This is a genomic window from Tolumonas lignilytica, from assembly GCF_000527035.1.
GTDB classification, from domain to species: domain Bacteria; phylum Pseudomonadota; class Gammaproteobacteria; order Enterobacterales; family Aeromonadaceae; genus Tolumonas; species Tolumonas lignilytica.
Genome location: NZ_AZUK01000001.1, coordinates 1,933,023 through 1,946,924 on the forward strand (window position 1 = coordinate 1,933,023; position 13,902 = coordinate 1,946,924).

Below are 13,902 nucleotides of genomic sequence, written 5' to 3' on the forward strand. Positions count from 1 at the left end.
CTGCGCCTTTCAAAGGTAGCCAGATGCCCACATTTTGTGGGAAGTAGTTATTTAGCGGAGCACTAACATGATCCAAATGCAAAGTATGCTGGACGTCGCCGACAACTCCGGCGCACGCAGCGTAATGTGTATTAAGGTTCTGGGTGGTTCGCACCGCCGTTATGCCGGTGTAGGCGACATCATCAAAGTTTCCATTAAAGAAGCAATTCCACGTGGAAAAGTTAAAAAAGGTGATGTGTACAATGCGGTGGTCGTTCGCACCCGTAAAGGCGTTCGTCGTCAAGATGGTTCTCTGATCCGTTTTGATCGCAACGCGGCTGTGCTGTTGAACAACCAACATCAGCCGATCGGTACTCGTATCTTCGGCCCAGTGACTCGTGAACTGCGTAACGAAAAGTTCATGAAGATCGTGTCCCTGGCCCCAGAAGTACTGTAAGGAGCACAGAACATGGCAGCAAAAATCCGTCGTGAAGACGAAGTAATTGTTTTGACCGGTAAAGACAAAGGCAAACGTGGCAAAGTCACTAAAGTCTTGGTTCAACAGGGCAAAGTAATTGTAGAAGGCATCAATGTGGTGAAAAAACACCAGAAGCCAGTTCCGGCTTTGGGTGTTGCTGGCGGTATCGTTAGTAAAGAAACCCCTATTGATGTATCAAACGTAGCGATTTTCAACCCTGCTACTGGCAAGGCAGATCGCGTTGGTTTCAGATTTGAAGACGGCAACAAAGTTCGTTTCTTCAAATCTAACGGTGAACTTGTAAAGTAATTGGAGTTTAACGATGGCGAAACTGCATGATACCTACAGACAAACTGTAGTCCAGGAACTGATGAAACAGTTCGGCTACAATTCTGTCATGCAAGTCCCTCGGATCGAGAAGATCACCCTGAACATGGGTGTCGGTGAAGCCTTGGCTGACAAAAAAGTACTGGAAAATGCTGCTGCAGATTTGGCCGCAATTTCTGGTCAGAAGCCACTGATCACCAAAGCACGCAAATCTGTTGCGGGCTTCAAGATTCGTGAAGGCTACCCGATCGGTTGTAAAGTAACCCTGCGCGGCGAGCGTATGTGGGAGTTTTTGGAGCGCTTGATTTGCATCTCTATGCCACGTATTCGTGACTTCCGTGGTGTTAGTGCTAAGTCCTTTGATGGTCGTGGCAACTATTCTATGGGCGTGCGTGAGCAAATCATCTTCCCCGAAATCGACTACGATAAAGTCGATAAAGTGCGCGGTCTGGATATCACTATCACAACGACTGCGAAGACTGACGAGGAAGGCCGTGCTCTGCTGGCTGCCTTTAGCTTCCCATTCCGTAAGTAAGGTGTAGGGTTATGGCAAAACTGTCCATGATTGCACGTGAAGAAAAACGTGCAAAATTGATTGCAAAACACTTCGAGAAGCGTGCTGCGCTGAAAGCGATCATCTCTGACGTTAATGCTTCTGACGAAGCACGTTGGGATGCTGTGCTCAAGTTGCAACAACTGCCGCGTGACTCCAGCCCGAGCCGTCAACGTAATCGTTGCAATATCACAGGTCGTCCACACGGCTACCTGCGTAAATTCGGTCTTTGCCGCATCAAAGTGCGTGAGCACATGATGAAAGGCGAAATTCCTGGCCTGAAAAAGGCTAGCTGGTAATTAATCACGGGAGTTAAGACACATGAGCATGCAAGATCCGATCGCGGACATGCTGACCCGCATCCGCAACGGTCAGGCGGCCCACAAGGTTTCCGTCTCTATGCCTTCTTCCAAGCTGAAAGTAGCTATTGCTAATCTGCTGAAAGAAGAAGGTTACATCGCTGACGTTAAAGTGAGTGGTGACGTTAAACCTGAACTGGAAATTGAACTGAAATATTTCCAGGGCAAGCCTGTTGTTGAGCTGATCCAGCGCGTAAGTCGCCCTGGTCTGCGTATTTATAAGAAACGTGGCGAACTGCCAAAGATCATGAACGGTCTGGGTATCGCTGTGGTTTCTACTTCTAAAGGTGTGATGACTGACCGTGCTGCGCGTAAAGCAGGCATGGGCGGTGAGATCATCTGCTACGTAGCGTAAGGAGCTAGGAAATGTCTCGTGTTGCGAAAGCACCTGTTACTATTCCTGCTGGCGTGGAAGTAACCCTGAACGGCCAGGAAATTGCTGTTAAAGGTAAAAATGGCACCCTGAAGCGCACTCTGAACGCTGCAGTTATCGTCACCAAAGAAGAAAATGTGTTGAAATTCGCACCTCAGGAAGGTGTGACTGGTGCAGACGCGCAGGCTGGTACTGCTCGTGCACTGGTTAACAACATGGTTGTTGGTGTTACTACTGGCTTCGAGCGCAAACTGGTGCTGGTTGGTGTAGGTTACCGTGCACAAGCTAAAGGTAAGTCTGTTGGTCTGGCTCTGGGCTTCTCCCATCCAATCGACCACGAACTGCCAGAAGGTGTGACTGCAGAATGCCCTACTCAGACTGAAATCGTACTGAAAAGTGCTGATAAAGCTCTGTTAGGCCAAGTTGCTGCAGACATCCGTGCTTATCGTAGCCCGGAGCCTTACAAAGGCAAAGGTGTACGCTATTCTGACGAAGTTGTGCGTACTAAAGAAGCTAAGAAGAAGTAAGGTAACACTATGGACAAGAAAGCAGCTCGTATCCGTCGTGCTACTAAAGCACGTCGTAAAATGCTGGAACTGGGCGCGACTCGTCTGGTGGTTCACCGTACTCCGCGTCATATTTATGCGCAGGTTATCGCAGCAAGCGGTGCCGAAGTGTTAGCTTCTGCATCAACTGTTGAAACAACCATTCGTGAGCAAGTGAAATACACCGGTAACGCCGATGCGGCCGCCGCTGTGGGTAAAGCAATTGCAGAGCGTGCTCTGGCAAAAGGCATTACCACCGTAGCGTTCGATCGCTCTGGGTTCCAATATCACGGTCGCGTAGCCGCACTGGCTGCTGCTGCACGTGAAGCTGGTCTTCAGTTCTAAGCCAGGAGTCGACAATGTCTAAAATCGAATCTCAAGCCGGTGAACTGCAAGAAAAGTTAGTCGCAGTAAACCGTGTTTCAAAAGTAGTTAAAGGTGGTCGTATTTTCTCCTTCACAGCTCTGACTGTAGTTGGTGATGGTGCTGGCCGCGTTGGTTTCGGTTACGGTAAAGCACGTGAAGTTCCTGCCGCTATTCAAAAAGCGATGGAACAGGCTCGTCGTAACATGGTTAAAGTAGAGCTGATTGAAGGCACTCTGCATCACCATGTTAAAGGAACCCATGCAGGTTCTACCGTATTCATGCAGCCTGCTTCTCAGGGTACCGGTATCATCGCCGGTGGTGCAATGCGTGCCGTTCTGGAAGTGGCTGGTGTACATAACGTTCTGGCTAAGACTTATGGCTCAACCAATCCGATGAATGTTGTTCGTGCGACTATCGAAGCACTGGCTGACATCAAATCACCGGAACAGGTTGCAGCTAAACGTGGTCTGCGCGTGGAAGAAATCCTGGGGTAATACGACATGGCTAACAAGACTGTAAAAGTTACACAGACTCGCAGCTCCATCGGTCGTTTACCGAAGCACAAAGCCACTCTGGTGGGTTTGGGTCTGCGTCGTATTGGTCACACTGTCGAACTGGAAGACACTCCATGTGTTCGTGGTATGATCAACCAGGTTTATTACATGGTGAAGGTGGAGGAGTAATCAATGCGTTTAAACACTCTTTCTCCAGCTGCTGGTGCTAAATCTGCTAAGAAACGTGTGGGTCGTGGTATCGGTTCTGGTTTAGGTAAAACCGGTGGCCGAGGCGTCAAAGGCGCTGGCTCACGTGCTGGTAGTGGTGTAGGTCCAGGTTTTGAAGGCGGTCAGATGCCTTTGAAAATTCGTCTGCCAAAATTTGGTTTTTACTCTCGTAAAGGTGCTGTCACTGCTGAAGTACGTTTGAGCGAAGTTGCTAAAGTTGAAGGCGATGTAGTAGACCTGAACACCCTGAAGCAAGCTGGTGTGATCACTAAAGGCATGCAGTTTGCCAAGATCGTTCTCTCTGGGAACATCGACCGTGCAGTAACTGTTCGCGGTGTAAGCGTCACTAAAGGTGCTCGCGCTGCAATCGAAGCTGCTGGTGGCAAAATCGAGGAATAATAAGTAGATGGCCAAGAAACCAGGATTAGTAACACGGGGCTCGCAAGGGGGCCTGAGCGAACTGAAAAGCCGTTTGTTTTTCGTTCTAGGTGCTATCATCGTCTTCCGTGCGGGCGCTTATGTGCCGATTCCTGGTATTGACGCTGCTGTGCTGGGACAATTGTTCCAGCAACAGAAGGGAACCATCATTGAAATGTTCAACATGTTCAGTGGTGGTGCTCTGTCTCGTGCATCAATTTTTGCGCTGGGTATTATGCCGTATATTTCGGCATCTATTATTATCCAGTTGTTGACTGTTATCAGCCCTTATTATGTAGAGCTTAAAAAGGAAGGTGAAAGCGGTCGACGTGTGATCAGTAAACATACTCGATGGGGTACTTTGGTATTAGCCACAGTGCAGGCATCGGGTATTGCAACTGGTCTGCCTAATATGATGCATGGCTTGGTGCTCAACCCCGGTTTCGGCTTCTACTTTACTGCGGTGGTCAGTCTGGTCACAGGAACCATGTTCTTGATGTGGTTAGGTGAACAGATCACCGAGCGCGGTATTGGTAACGGTATTTCACTGATCATCTTTTCTGGTATTGTTGCCGGTTTGCCAAGAGCAATCGGGGCAACGGCAGAACAGGCCCGACAAGGTGAATTACATATACTGTTGCTATTGTTACTTGTAGTCATTGTGTTTGCAGTCACTTATTTTGTAGTGTTTGTTGAACGTGGTCAGCGACGTATTGTTGTTAACTATGCAAAACGCCAACAAGGTAATCAGATTTTTGCAGCACAAAGTACACACTTACCGTTAAAACTGAATATGGCGGGTGTAATTCCGGCAATTTTTGCGTCGAGCATTATTTTGTTCCCTGGGACGATTGCGTCTTGGTTTGGGCAGGGTGATTCTTGGATTGCAAATATCCTGCAAGAAATCTCTTTGAGCTTGCAACCGGGACAGCCGTTATATGAATTGCTGTATGCTATCGCGATTGTTTTCTTTAGCTTTTTCTATACCGCACTCGTGTTTAATCCACGTGAAACGGCCGATAATCTGAAGAAAAGCGGTGCATTCATTCCTGGCATTCGTCCGGGTGAACAGACAGCACGTTTTATCGATAAAGTGATGACTCGGTTAACACTGGCTGGTGCTTTGTATATCACAGTGATTTGCCTAGTACCTCAGTTATTGATGACCTTCTGGCACGTCCAGTTCTATTTCGGTGGTACTTCACTGCTGATTATTGTAGTGGTCATCATGGACTTTATGGCACAGGTACAAACACATATGATGTCTCATCAATATGGGGATGTACTGAAAAAAGCCAATCTTAAAGGCGTAGGCCGATAAGTCGGCCTAATATTGCGGAGTTAAGCAATGAAAGTTCGCGCTTCCGTTAAAGCAATCTGCCGTAACTGCAAAATCATCAAACGCCACGGTGTGGTGCGTGTGATTTGCACTGAGCCGAAGCATAAACAACGCCAAGGCTAATATATTTTCGGTAGAGACTTGAAAAGTCGAGGCTGGCTAAGTACATTAGCCAGCCTACATTTGTGTGTAGGCTGATCACCATGTATCCGGAACGGGCTTTGTGGTGGTCATAAAATTACTATTTTGTTTAGGAGTGGAATAGTGGCCCGTATCGCTGGCATTAACATTCCTGACCATAAACATGCAGTTATCGCGTTAACTGCGATTTATGGCGTTGGCGACACCCGTGCAAAAAACATTTGCGCAGCAGCTGGTATCGCCGAGGATGTGAAAGTTAAAGATCTGGACGAAGCTCAAATTGAAGCGCTTCGTACTGAAGTTGGTAAGTTTACTGTCGAGGGTGACCTGCGTCGTGAAGTATCCATGAACATCAAGCGTTTGATGGACTTGGGTTGCTACCGTGGTCTGCGTCATCGTCGTGGTCTGCCGGTTCGTGGACAACGTACCAAAACTAACGCGCGCACCCGTAAGGGTCCTCGTAAACCGATTAAGAAGTAAGCGGGAAGGTAGAAAATGGCAAAAGCTCCTACTCGTGCTCGTAAGCGCGTTAGAAAGCAAGTTAGCGACGGCATTGCACACGTTCATGCCTCTTTCAATAACACAATCGTAACTATTACTGACCGTCAAGGTAATGCTCTGTCTTGGGCTACTGCCGGTGGTTCTGGTTTCCGTGGTTCTCGTAAATCAACACCTTTTGCTGCACAGGTTGCTGCTGAACGTGCTGGTGAGATCGCCAAAGAATATGGCGTTAAAAACCTGGAAGTAATGGTTAAAGGTCCTGGTCCGGGCCGTGAGTCTTCTATTCGTGCGTTGAATGCTGCGGGTTTCCGTATCACCAACATCACAGATGTGACTCCGATCCCGCACAACGGTTGTCGTCCTCCTAAAAAACGTCGTGTATAACGTTGTCTAGTAGGATTGTTGGAGAAAGAACATGGCAAGATATTTAGGCCCAAAGCTGAAGCTTAGCCGTCGTGAAGGCACCGATCTGTTCCTGAAATCAGGCGTTCGTGCTATCGACTCTAAGTGTAAAATTGATACAGCCCCTGGTCAGCACGGTGCGCGTAAGCCACGTCTGTCTGACTATGGTGTGCAATTACGTGAAAAACAGAAAGTTCGTCGTATTTACGGCATTCTGGAAAAACAATTCCGTAATTATTACCGCGAAGCAACTCGCTTGAAAGGTAATACTGGTGAAAACCTATTGCAGTTGCTGGAAGGTCGTCTGGATAACGTAGTTTATCGTATGGGTTTTGCAACTACCCGTGCTGAAGCTCGCCAGCTGGTTAGCCACAAAGCCATTGTTGTGAATGGTAAAGTAGTTAACATTCCTTCTTCTCAGGTTTCTCCTGAAGATGTAGTCACTGTTCGTGAGAAGGCAAAGAAACAAGCTCGTATCAAGGCCGCACTGGACTTGGCTGCGCAGCGTGAAAAGCCAACTTGGATTGAGATCAATGCAGACAAGATGGAAGGCGTTTACAAACGTCTGCCAGAGCGTTCAGATCTGTCTGCTGACATCAATGAACAGTTGATCGTCGAGCTTTACTCCAAGTAAGGCTAGCTTCTAAGAGAGGACATAATGCTGGGTTCTGTAACAGATTTTCTCAAGCCACGTTTGGTTGATATCGAGCAACTCAGTCCGACTCATGCCAAGGTAACTCTTGAGCCGTTGGAGCGTGGTTTCGGTCATACTTTAGGTAATGCGTTACGGCGCATTCTCCTGTCGTCCATGCCGGGATGTGCAGTTGCTGAGGTTGAGATCGACGGTGTATTGCACGAGTACAGCAGCAAAGAAGGTGTTCAGGAAGATATCCTGGAAATCTTGCTGAACTTGAAAGGCATTGCAGTAAAGCTGGAAGGTAAAGATGAAGTAATCCTTTCGCTGACCAAGTCTGGTGCGGGCCCGGTCACGGCAGGTGATATCGTCCATGGGGATGATGTTGTCATTGTCAATCCGGAGCATGTGATTTGTCATCTGACCGGTGCAAATGCTGAAATCAGCATGCGTCTGCGTGTACAACGTGGTCGTGGCTATGTTCCAGCATCAGCTCGTTTACATACAGATGATGAAGATCGTCCGATTGGTCGTTTGTTACTGGATGCTGCGTTCAGCCCTGTGGTACGTATTGCCTACAATGTTGAAGCTGCTCGTGTGGAACAACGTACTGATTTGGATAAGTTGGTTATCGATATGGAAACCAACGGCACGCTGGATCCGGAAGAAGCAATCCGTCGCGCAGCTACTATTCTAGCTGAGCAACTGGATGCCTTTGTTGATTTGCGTGATGTTTCCGTTCCGGAGAAGAAAGAAGACAAGCCGGAGTTCGATCCGATCCTGCTGCGTCCTGTTGATGATCTGGAATTGACAGTTCGTTCTGCGAACTGCCTGAAAGCAGAAGCAATCCATTATATTGGTGATCTGGTACAACGTACCGAAGTTGAGTTGTTGAAAACTCCAAACTTGGGTAAGAAGTCTTTGACAGAAATCAAAGACGTGCTGGCTTCTCGCGGTCTGTCTCTGGGTATGCGCCTTGAGAACTGGCCACCGGCAAGTCTGGCTGATAATTAATCCAGATCGCAGGTTCTACCGATTTTGTTAGAAGGATAAGGTCATGCGCCATCGTTTGAGTGGTCGTCAACTGAACCGGAATGCTAGCCATCGTTCGGCTATGTTCCGTAACATGGCCAGCTCCCTTGTTCGTCATGAGATCATCAAGACGACTCTGCCTAAAGCAAAGGAGCTACGTCGTGTAGTTGAGCCCTTGATTACTCTTGCTAAGAGTGACAGTGTTGCAAATCGTCGTCTGGCGTTTGCGCGTACCCGTGACAGAGATGTTGTTGGTAAGCTGTTCACTGAACTTGGCCCACGTTTTCAAGGCCGTCCAGGTGGTTACACTCGCATTCTGAAATGCGGTTTCCGCGCTGGTGATAATGCACCAATGGCTTATATTGAGCTGGTTGGTCGTCCGGTAGATGCTGAAGCAGTTACCGAAGAATAAAATAAAGCCGGGGTATCCCGGCTTTATTTTTTCCTGCAATTACATCACGGCATAGCCGTATCACATCTTATGATTTGATCCTTCGTCTGCTATACTGTATCTCATACTGAATGACCGGGATTATCTTCCTGTTTTATCAGCAGAAATCATGGTTAGTATTTTAGTTTTTTATTGCCAATGATCTGAAGGATTCAATGCTGATCTCTTCCCGTATTGAGTTAAAACCGCCATCTCTGGAGTGGGTTGAACCACTTCGCCTTGCCTTATCTGAAAGCTATGAATTGCATCAATTATATTTGGATTGGGCAGAACCAGAACCTTCACTTTTGACCGTTACTGCAACGATGAATGTGGCCAAAGAACAATTTGAGCGTAAAGAGCATGAATTGCGTTTTCTTATTGTTCGTCGCGAAGATCAGGAGTTGGTGGGGAGTATTAGCTTACACGTCAGGGATGTTGCTGTACCGTATTACGAACTGGGCTATTGGGTGCGGCAGTCGGCGGCAGGAAAAGGCTATATTACGGAAGCAGTCTTGTTATTGGCTGACTATGCATTTATTCATTTGCATGCAGCAAGATTAGAGATCCGTACTGCTGCAGGAAATGAGAAGAGCCGGGCCGTTGCGGAACGGGCTGGCTTTCATCTGGAGGCAACCTTGCAGAATGCTTGCCGTACGCAGGGGCATTTGGATGATATGCTGGTCTATAGTCGGATAGGTCACGAAGACATGATCCCGGAGATTGATTTAGTGGATATCTCCCCGGAGGACTTAGATTACTAATTCACATCACGCCATTATTCATCATATTTTTCTATCGGTTTACCCATTTCTGCCATGAGTTGTTGTACCGCAAGAGGGATATCATCGGGGCAATCTTTTCGCAGATCATCATCGGCAGGTAGTGGTTGTCCTGTGTAGGCATGCAAAAAAGCCTCGCAGAGCAATTCGCTGTTTGTGGCATGACGGAGATTGTTGATCTGACGACGTGTACGTTCATCTGTGAGTATCTTGAGTACTTTCAGAGGAATGGATACAGTGATTTTTTTTACTTGTTCACTTTTTTTGCCATGTTCTGCATATGGGCTGATATAGTCGCCATTCCACGCCGTTTTCATTGTGCACCTGCAATTTTATCCAGACTTTAACATAGTAACCCGTATGCCTTGTAATGGCAATCCATAGGCAAAGCCATATGGACGTCTAGAAGTGTTGACGTCTTATTGGCGGTGGGGTAACGTGGTACGCAGTACGACCAGTAAGGAATGATTATGTCGGATTACCAACGGGAAACATACGCTGTCAAATCAGGAATCGCCACAGATACCCAGTATGGTGCTGTCGTTCCACCTATTTATCTTTCCACTAACTACACCTTTGCGGGATTTGGTGAGAAAAGAGAGTTTGACTATAGCCGTTCTGGCAATCCAACGAGGAATACTTTGGCTGGGGCGTTAGCGGCATTGGAAGGCGGTGCTGGCGCTGTATTCACTGGCAGCGGCATGGGAGCTATTAATCTTGTTACGGCATTGTTGTCTTCGGACGACCTGCTGGTAGCTCCGCATGATTGTTATGGCGGTACTTACCGATTATTTCAGCATGTGGCTGCTAAAGGTTCATATCGGGTGTTGTTTGTGGATCAGACTGATCCTCAGGCATTGGCGCAGGCATTAGCATTACAGCCCAAGATGGTGTGGCTGGAAACCCCATCCAACCCCTTATTGCGTGTTGTGGATGTTGCGGCAATTTGTCAGCAGGCTCATGCCGTTGGCGCCTTGGTTGTGGTGGATAACACGTTTTTATCCCCCTTATTACAGCAGCCTTTGGCATTAGGGGCGGATATTGTCGTTCATTCTACGACCAAATATATCAATGGTCATTCTGATGTCGTTGGTGGTGCTGTCATTTCAAAAACGCAGGAACTCCACGAAAAATTGGCCTGGTGGGGCAATTGTCTCGGTCATACTGGCGGTGCCTTTGATGCCTACCTGACCTTGCGTGGTTTGCGTACACTGGCGCCTCGGATGCGTGCCCATCAGGATAATGCCACTGCCATATTGAGCTATCTGCAACAGAAACCGCAAGTTACCAAGATTTATCATCCTAGCTTGCCGGATCATCCGGGTCATGAAATTGCCAAGAAACAACAACAGGGTTTTGGTGCGATGTTGAGCTTTGAGGTTGACTTTGATGTCGCACAATTAAAACAATTTTTGAGTGGATTAGAGCTATTTTGTTTGGCAGAGTCACTAGGCGGCGTGGAAAGTCTCGTTGCGCATCCGGCCAGCATGACTCACGCCGGGATGGATCCTGCCGCCAGACAGATAGCCGGTATTTCCGACCAACTGCTGCGCTTATCGATTGGTATTGAACATATCGATGACCTGTTGGCGGATCTTGAACACGCTTTTTCATGCGTGAGCAGTAAATAAAAAATGAATTCGGGCAGTATGCACGGGCTGCTTAGAGATAGTTAAGAGGTAAAAGATATGCCCCACACCGCAACAGGCCATTTGCCAGGACGCCAGGTTCACAAATTCGGTGGTAGCAGTTTGGCTGATCCGAATTGTTATCGTCGGGTTGCAGGTTTGATTGAACAGGAAGCCGATGCTCGGGCTTTGATTGTTGTCTCTGCGGCTGGAAAAACGACCAATCGTTTACTCCAGGTGCTGGAACTCAGTGAAGCGGGTGATGAAGCGGTGGTGACGGCATTAAATGGGTTAAGAAGCTATCAATTAGGATTGATTGAAGGGTTGCTTGATGGCCCGGCCCGTCAGGTGTTATCGCTACAACTGATCGAAGATGTTGAGACGATTGCTCGTGTTCTGAAAAATGGTTATGACCGACATGGTCGTAACGGCATTTTGGCCAACGGCGAGGTATGGTCTGCCCGTTTGCTGGCTGCGCTCTTAACGGAACGTGGTAATCAGACGGCCTGGCTTGACGCAAGGCGCTTTCTTTCTGCTGAAGAAGGGGCTTTAGCGCGGGTTAATGAACTCTTATCGCGTGAGAAATTGCGCGATGTATTAGCGGGTATTGGTGAACAGCGCGTTGTGGTTACGGGATTTATTGCCGCGGACCCTGAAGGTCGAACCCTGCTCTTGGGCCGCAACGGTTCTGATTATTCAGCAACGCTGTTAGGCGCGTTGGCAGATGCCGACTCGACAACGATCTGGAGTGATGTTGCCGGGGTTTATAGTGCTGATCCGCGTTGCGTGAAAGATGCGAAGTTGCTGGAGCGATTGTCATTAACCGAGGCCAATGAATTAGCCAGATTAGGCGCTCCGGTTTTGCATTCCCGGACCTTACAGCCGTTATTGCGCAGTCAGCAAAGATTGGTTTTACGTTCCAGCTATGCACCTGATGGCGGTGCATCGCATATTTTGCGGCGTAAATCGCAGGTTAAAGGGGCTCGCATTGTTACGTCACTGGATCAAGTGGCATTGATTGAATTACGGATCCAACCCGGCTGTGATTACGCAGAAGCCATCCGTCATTTGGAAGAGTTATTGTCGCAACAGCAATTATCGCCACTGGTGAGTAAATGCCAGGCGGATCGTCGTCTCATTCGTCTGACTTACACATTGGAAATGATTTCAGACGCGTATGATTTTCTGGTTAAACAGCAAACGAATTGCAACTTAAAAGAAGTTGTACGCCGTGATGGATTCAGCTTAATCGGTCTTGTCGGGGCCGGGGTGTGCGACAACGCGGAACAATGCCATCGCTTTTATCGGTTATTGGTCGATCAACCGCTGGAGTTTATTTATACCTCGCCGGATGGCGTGAGTTTAGTCGCCGTTGTTCGCGAAATTACTTTGGAACCGCTCCTGATTGCGTTGCACCACGCCATGTTCCTGCAGACAAAACGGGTTGGCCTAGTGGTCTTGGGGAAAGGAAACATTGGCAGTCAGTGGTTAAAATTACTGGCCAAAGAAAAACACCATCTTGAACAGGCCCATCAGTTAACTCTGACACTGTTTGGTTTGTTTGATTCGCGTGGCGGTATTCTGAGTGAGGATGGTTTAGACCCCCTGCAAGTTCTGGATAATTTTGATCCGCAACCGGTCATCTGGGCCGAATTGCTGGTGCAGCTTGAACAACATCCCTTTGATGAGCTGGTGTTACTTGATTTGACGGCCAGTGAGACCGTCAGCAGTTATTACCCGGAGTTTGCACAAATTGGTGCCCATCTAATCACTGCCAATAAGCTGGCGGGTGCGGCAGAAAATGTCTTCTATTCCCGGGTACGCCAGAGTTTTGCCGAACATCAAGTGCAGTGGCGTTATAACGCGACCGTCGGTGCGGGTCTGCCGGTTCAGGCATGTATTCGCATGATGCTGGAATCAGGAGATCGGGTACATGGTATTTCGGGTATTTTTTCCGGCACGTTAAGTTGGTTGTTTCAACAATATAATGGTTCTATTCCCTTTTCCGAGTTGGTTGAACAGGCTTGGCAGCACGGCTTGACGGAACCTGATCCGCGTGAGGATTTAACCGGACATGATGTGCGGCGGAAATTGCTGATTCTGGCCCGTGAGGCGGGCTTGGATCTGGAGCCAGATCATATTTCATTGCAGAGTCTGGTTCCTGCTGAACTGGCTGATATTCCGTTGGATGAATTCTTTGAACGACTGAGTGAACTGGATCAGACGATTGAGACGGCATTTGACGAAGCACAGGCGCATGGCAAGGTGCTGCGTTATGTGGCCCGACTTGATCGGGATGGATCTGCGCGTGTGGGTCTGGATTTGTTATCTGCAGAGCATCCGTTCGCGAATTTGCGTCCTTGCGATAACATTTTCTCAATCGAAACCGATTTCTATCGGACTAATCCACTGATTCTGCAGGGACCTGGTGCCGGGCGGGAAGTGACAGCCGCCGCCGTACAGGCAGATCTTTGGAAAATTTGTGCCACGCTAAAATAAGCTTAATAGGCCCGGAAGGCGCTTGCTGATACAGAACCTGCCGCTAATTCCGTAACCTCTATCTCATCGACACTGGCTGTTCTCGGACCTGATTTCAGCCAGTGTATGAGTTTTTCTATGGCTTCTGCCTGACCTTGCGCGATCACTTCGACTGAACCATCGGACAGGTTGGTAGCTCGGCCACATAGCCCGAGGCGGCTAGCTTCCTGTTGTGTATAGTATCGGAAGCCGACACCTTGCACGATGCCATATACCTGTACTCTGACGCTGCGTAATTGCGACATGCTGCTCTTCTCTCGTTCTGCTTTTCTTTAACTTAGACATAACCCTATCAGGCAGCAAGGTGGAATGTGGCATAAGGGCGATCTGAATCGCAATTTGCTGCGTATCATCAT

Annotated in this window: 22 protein-coding genes; 20 read left to right on the forward strand and 2 right to left on the reverse strand. The window is 48.3% G+C overall.

All coding sequences use genetic code 11. The features are described from left to right. Positions 1-67 precede the first annotated feature (67 nt). The 18 genes from rplN to H027_RS0109095 all read left to right on the forward strand — a co-directional run bounded on the left by rplN (position 68) and on the right by H027_RS0109095 (position 9,362). Positions 68-436: a 50S ribosomal protein L14 gene (gene rplN / locus H027_RS0109010; protein ID WP_024872131.1), complete on the forward strand. Its 369-nt coding sequence runs from the start codon at positions 68-70 to the stop codon at positions 434-436. 12 nt (positions 437-448) lie between these two features. Beyond that, positions 449-766, forward strand: coding sequence for a 50S ribosomal protein L24 (gene rplX / locus H027_RS0109015; protein WP_024872132.1), 318 nt, complete (start codon positions 449-451; stop codon positions 764-766). Between the two features lie 13 nt (positions 767-779). Continuing rightward, on the forward strand, positions 780-1,319 hold the full coding sequence (gene rplE, locus H027_RS0109020) for a 50S ribosomal protein L5 (protein ID WP_024872133.1): 540 nt from the start codon (positions 780-782) through the stop codon (positions 1,317-1,319). A gap of 11 nt (positions 1,320-1,330) precedes the next feature. Further along, entirely contained in the window at positions 1,331-1,636 is a 306-nt protein-coding gene (gene rpsN, locus H027_RS0109025; protein WP_024872134.1) for a 30S ribosomal protein S14, read from the forward strand. A 22-nt stretch (positions 1,637-1,658) separates the two neighbouring features. Then, positions 1,659-2,051, forward strand: a complete 393-nt coding sequence (gene rpsH / locus H027_RS0109030) for a 30S ribosomal protein S8 (RefSeq protein WP_024872135.1) — start codon at positions 1,659-1,661, stop codon at positions 2,049-2,051. An 11-nt stretch (positions 2,052-2,062) separates the two neighbouring features. After that, the gene (gene rplF, locus H027_RS0109035) at positions 2,063-2,596 is read left to right on the forward strand and encodes a 50S ribosomal protein L6 (protein ID WP_024872136.1); all 534 of its coding nucleotides are present in this window, start codon (positions 2,063-2,065) and stop codon (positions 2,594-2,596) included. A gap of 9 nt (positions 2,597-2,605) precedes the next feature. Beyond that, positions 2,606-2,959, forward strand: coding sequence for a 50S ribosomal protein L18 (gene rplR, locus H027_RS0109040; protein WP_024872137.1), 354 nt, complete (start codon positions 2,606-2,608; stop codon positions 2,957-2,959). 14 nt (positions 2,960-2,973) lie between these two features. After that, the gene (gene rpsE, locus H027_RS0109045) at positions 2,974-3,474 is read left to right on the forward strand and encodes a 30S ribosomal protein S5 (RefSeq protein WP_024872138.1); all 501 of its coding nucleotides are present in this window, start codon (positions 2,974-2,976) and stop codon (positions 3,472-3,474) included. A 6-nt stretch (positions 3,475-3,480) separates the two neighbouring features. Then, positions 3,481-3,663: a 50S ribosomal protein L30 gene (gene rpmD, locus H027_RS0109050; protein ID WP_024872139.1), complete on the forward strand. Its 183-nt coding sequence runs from the start codon at positions 3,481-3,483 to the stop codon at positions 3,661-3,663. Between the two features lie 3 nt (positions 3,664-3,666). Next, complete coding sequence (rplO, locus tag H027_RS0109055; RefSeq protein WP_024872140.1) at positions 3,667-4,101, forward strand: 50S ribosomal protein L15; 435 nt, start codon at positions 3,667-3,669, stop codon at positions 4,099-4,101. 7 nt (positions 4,102-4,108) lie between these two features. Then, on the forward strand, positions 4,109-5,440 hold the full coding sequence (gene secY, locus H027_RS0109060) for a preprotein translocase subunit SecY (protein ID WP_024872141.1): 1,332 nt from the start codon (positions 4,109-4,111) through the stop codon (positions 5,438-5,440). Positions 5,441-5,467: 27 nt separating this feature from the next. Beyond that, a complete protein-coding gene (gene rpmJ / locus H027_RS0109065; RefSeq protein WP_012728349.1) occupies positions 5,468-5,581 on the forward strand; it encodes a 50S ribosomal protein L36 in 114 nt (37 codons plus the stop codon). Positions 5,582-5,722: 141 nt separating this feature from the next. Further along, positions 5,723-6,079, forward strand: coding sequence for a 30S ribosomal protein S13 (rpsM, locus tag H027_RS0109070; protein WP_024872142.1), 357 nt, complete (start codon positions 5,723-5,725; stop codon positions 6,077-6,079). 15 nt (positions 6,080-6,094) lie between these two features. Then, positions 6,095-6,484 (forward strand): 30S ribosomal protein S11, encoded by a 390-nt coding sequence (gene rpsK, locus H027_RS0109075; RefSeq protein WP_012728351.1) that lies wholly within the window; start codon positions 6,095-6,097, stop codon positions 6,482-6,484. A gap of 31 nt (positions 6,485-6,515) precedes the next feature. Then, on the forward strand, positions 6,516-7,136 hold the full coding sequence (gene rpsD, locus H027_RS0109080) for a 30S ribosomal protein S4 (RefSeq protein ID WP_012728352.1): 621 nt from the start codon (positions 6,516-6,518) through the stop codon (positions 7,134-7,136). Positions 7,137-7,160: 24 nt separating this feature from the next. Further along, positions 7,161-8,150, forward strand: coding sequence for a DNA-directed RNA polymerase subunit alpha (locus H027_RS0109085; RefSeq protein ID WP_024872143.1), 990 nt, complete (start codon positions 7,161-7,163; stop codon positions 8,148-8,150). A 43-nt stretch (positions 8,151-8,193) separates the two neighbouring features. Then, entirely contained in the window at positions 8,194-8,580 is a 387-nt protein-coding gene (gene rplQ, locus H027_RS0109090) for a 50S ribosomal protein L17 (RefSeq protein WP_024872144.1), read from the forward strand. A gap of 194 nt (positions 8,581-8,774) precedes the next feature. Next, positions 8,775-9,362: a GNAT family N-acetyltransferase gene (locus H027_RS0109095; RefSeq protein ID WP_051448972.1), complete on the forward strand. Its 588-nt coding sequence runs from the start codon at positions 8,775-8,777 to the stop codon at positions 9,360-9,362. A 14-nt stretch (positions 9,363-9,376) separates the two neighbouring features. Here H027_RS0109095 and metJ read toward each other — a convergent pair whose 3' ends face one another. Continuing rightward, on the reverse strand, positions 9,377-9,697 hold the full coding sequence (metJ, locus tag H027_RS0109100) for a met regulon transcriptional regulator MetJ (RefSeq protein WP_024872146.1): 321 nt from the start codon (positions 9,695-9,697) through the stop codon (positions 9,377-9,379). A 153-nt stretch (positions 9,698-9,850) separates the two neighbouring features. Between metJ and metB the strand changes: the two genes are divergently transcribed. Together metB and H027_RS0109110 are read left to right on the forward strand one after the other, a co-directional pair. Then, positions 9,851-11,011, forward strand: a complete 1,161-nt coding sequence (gene metB / locus H027_RS0109105; protein WP_024872147.1) for a cystathionine gamma-synthase — start codon at positions 9,851-9,853, stop codon at positions 11,009-11,011. A gap of 57 nt (positions 11,012-11,068) precedes the next feature. Next, entirely contained in the window at positions 11,069-13,507 is a 2,439-nt protein-coding gene (locus tag H027_RS0109110) for a bifunctional aspartate kinase/homoserine dehydrogenase II (protein WP_024872148.1), read from the forward strand. A 2-nt stretch (positions 13,508-13,509) separates the two neighbouring features. Here H027_RS0109110 and yccX read toward each other — a convergent pair whose 3' ends face one another. After that, positions 13,510-13,791 (reverse strand): acylphosphatase, encoded by a 282-nt coding sequence (gene yccX, locus H027_RS0109115; protein ID WP_024872149.1) that lies wholly within the window; start codon positions 13,789-13,791, stop codon positions 13,510-13,512. Between the last annotated feature and the right edge of the window lie 111 nt (positions 13,792-13,902).

Coding starts and splice junctions, on each gene's coding strand:
- rplN (WP_024872131.1), top strand. CDS start 68: ATGATCCAAATGCAAAGTATGCTGGACGTCGCCGACAACTCCGGCGCA.
- rplX (WP_024872132.1), top strand. CDS start 449: ATGGCAGCAAAAATCCGTCGTGAAGACGAAGTAATTGTTTTGACCGGT.
- rplE (WP_024872133.1), top strand. CDS start 780: ATGGCGAAACTGCATGATACCTACAGACAAACTGTAGTCCAGGAACTG.
- rpsN (WP_024872134.1), top strand. CDS start 1,331: ATGGCAAAACTGTCCATGATTGCACGTGAAGAAAAACGTGCAAAATTG.
- rpsH (WP_024872135.1), top strand. CDS start 1,659: ATGAGCATGCAAGATCCGATCGCGGACATGCTGACCCGCATCCGCAAC.
- rplF (WP_024872136.1), top strand. CDS start 2,063: ATGTCTCGTGTTGCGAAAGCACCTGTTACTATTCCTGCTGGCGTGGAA.
- rplR (WP_024872137.1), top strand. CDS start 2,606: ATGGACAAGAAAGCAGCTCGTATCCGTCGTGCTACTAAAGCACGTCGT.
- rpsE (WP_024872138.1), top strand. CDS start 2,974: ATGTCTAAAATCGAATCTCAAGCCGGTGAACTGCAAGAAAAGTTAGTC.
- rpmD (WP_024872139.1), top strand. CDS start 3,481: ATGGCTAACAAGACTGTAAAAGTTACACAGACTCGCAGCTCCATCGGT.
- rplO (WP_024872140.1), top strand. CDS start 3,667: ATGCGTTTAAACACTCTTTCTCCAGCTGCTGGTGCTAAATCTGCTAAG.
- secY (WP_024872141.1), top strand. CDS start 4,109: ATGGCCAAGAAACCAGGATTAGTAACACGGGGCTCGCAAGGGGGCCTG.
- rpmJ (WP_012728349.1), top strand. CDS start 5,468: ATGAAAGTTCGCGCTTCCGTTAAAGCAATCTGCCGTAACTGCAAAATC.
- rpsK (WP_012728351.1), top strand. CDS start 6,095: ATGGCAAAAGCTCCTACTCGTGCTCGTAAGCGCGTTAGAAAGCAAGTT.
- rpsD (WP_012728352.1), top strand. CDS start 6,516: ATGGCAAGATATTTAGGCCCAAAGCTGAAGCTTAGCCGTCGTGAAGGC.
- H027_RS0109085 (WP_024872143.1), top strand. CDS start 7,161: ATGCTGGGTTCTGTAACAGATTTTCTCAAGCCACGTTTGGTTGATATC.
- rplQ (WP_024872144.1), top strand. CDS start 8,194: ATGCGCCATCGTTTGAGTGGTCGTCAACTGAACCGGAATGCTAGCCAT.
- H027_RS0109095 (WP_051448972.1), top strand. CDS start 8,775: ATGCTGATCTCTTCCCGTATTGAGTTAAAACCGCCATCTCTGGAGTGG.
- metJ (WP_024872146.1), bottom strand. CDS start 9,697: ATGAAAACGGCGTGGAATGGCGACTATATCAGCCCATATGCAGAACAT.
- metB (WP_024872147.1), top strand. CDS start 9,851: ATGTCGGATTACCAACGGGAAACATACGCTGTCAAATCAGGAATCGCC.
- H027_RS0109110 (WP_024872148.1), top strand. CDS start 11,069: ATGCCCCACACCGCAACAGGCCATTTGCCAGGACGCCAGGTTCACAAA.
- yccX (WP_024872149.1), bottom strand. CDS start 13,791: ATGTCGCAATTACGCAGCGTCAGAGTACAGGTATATGGCATCGTGCAA.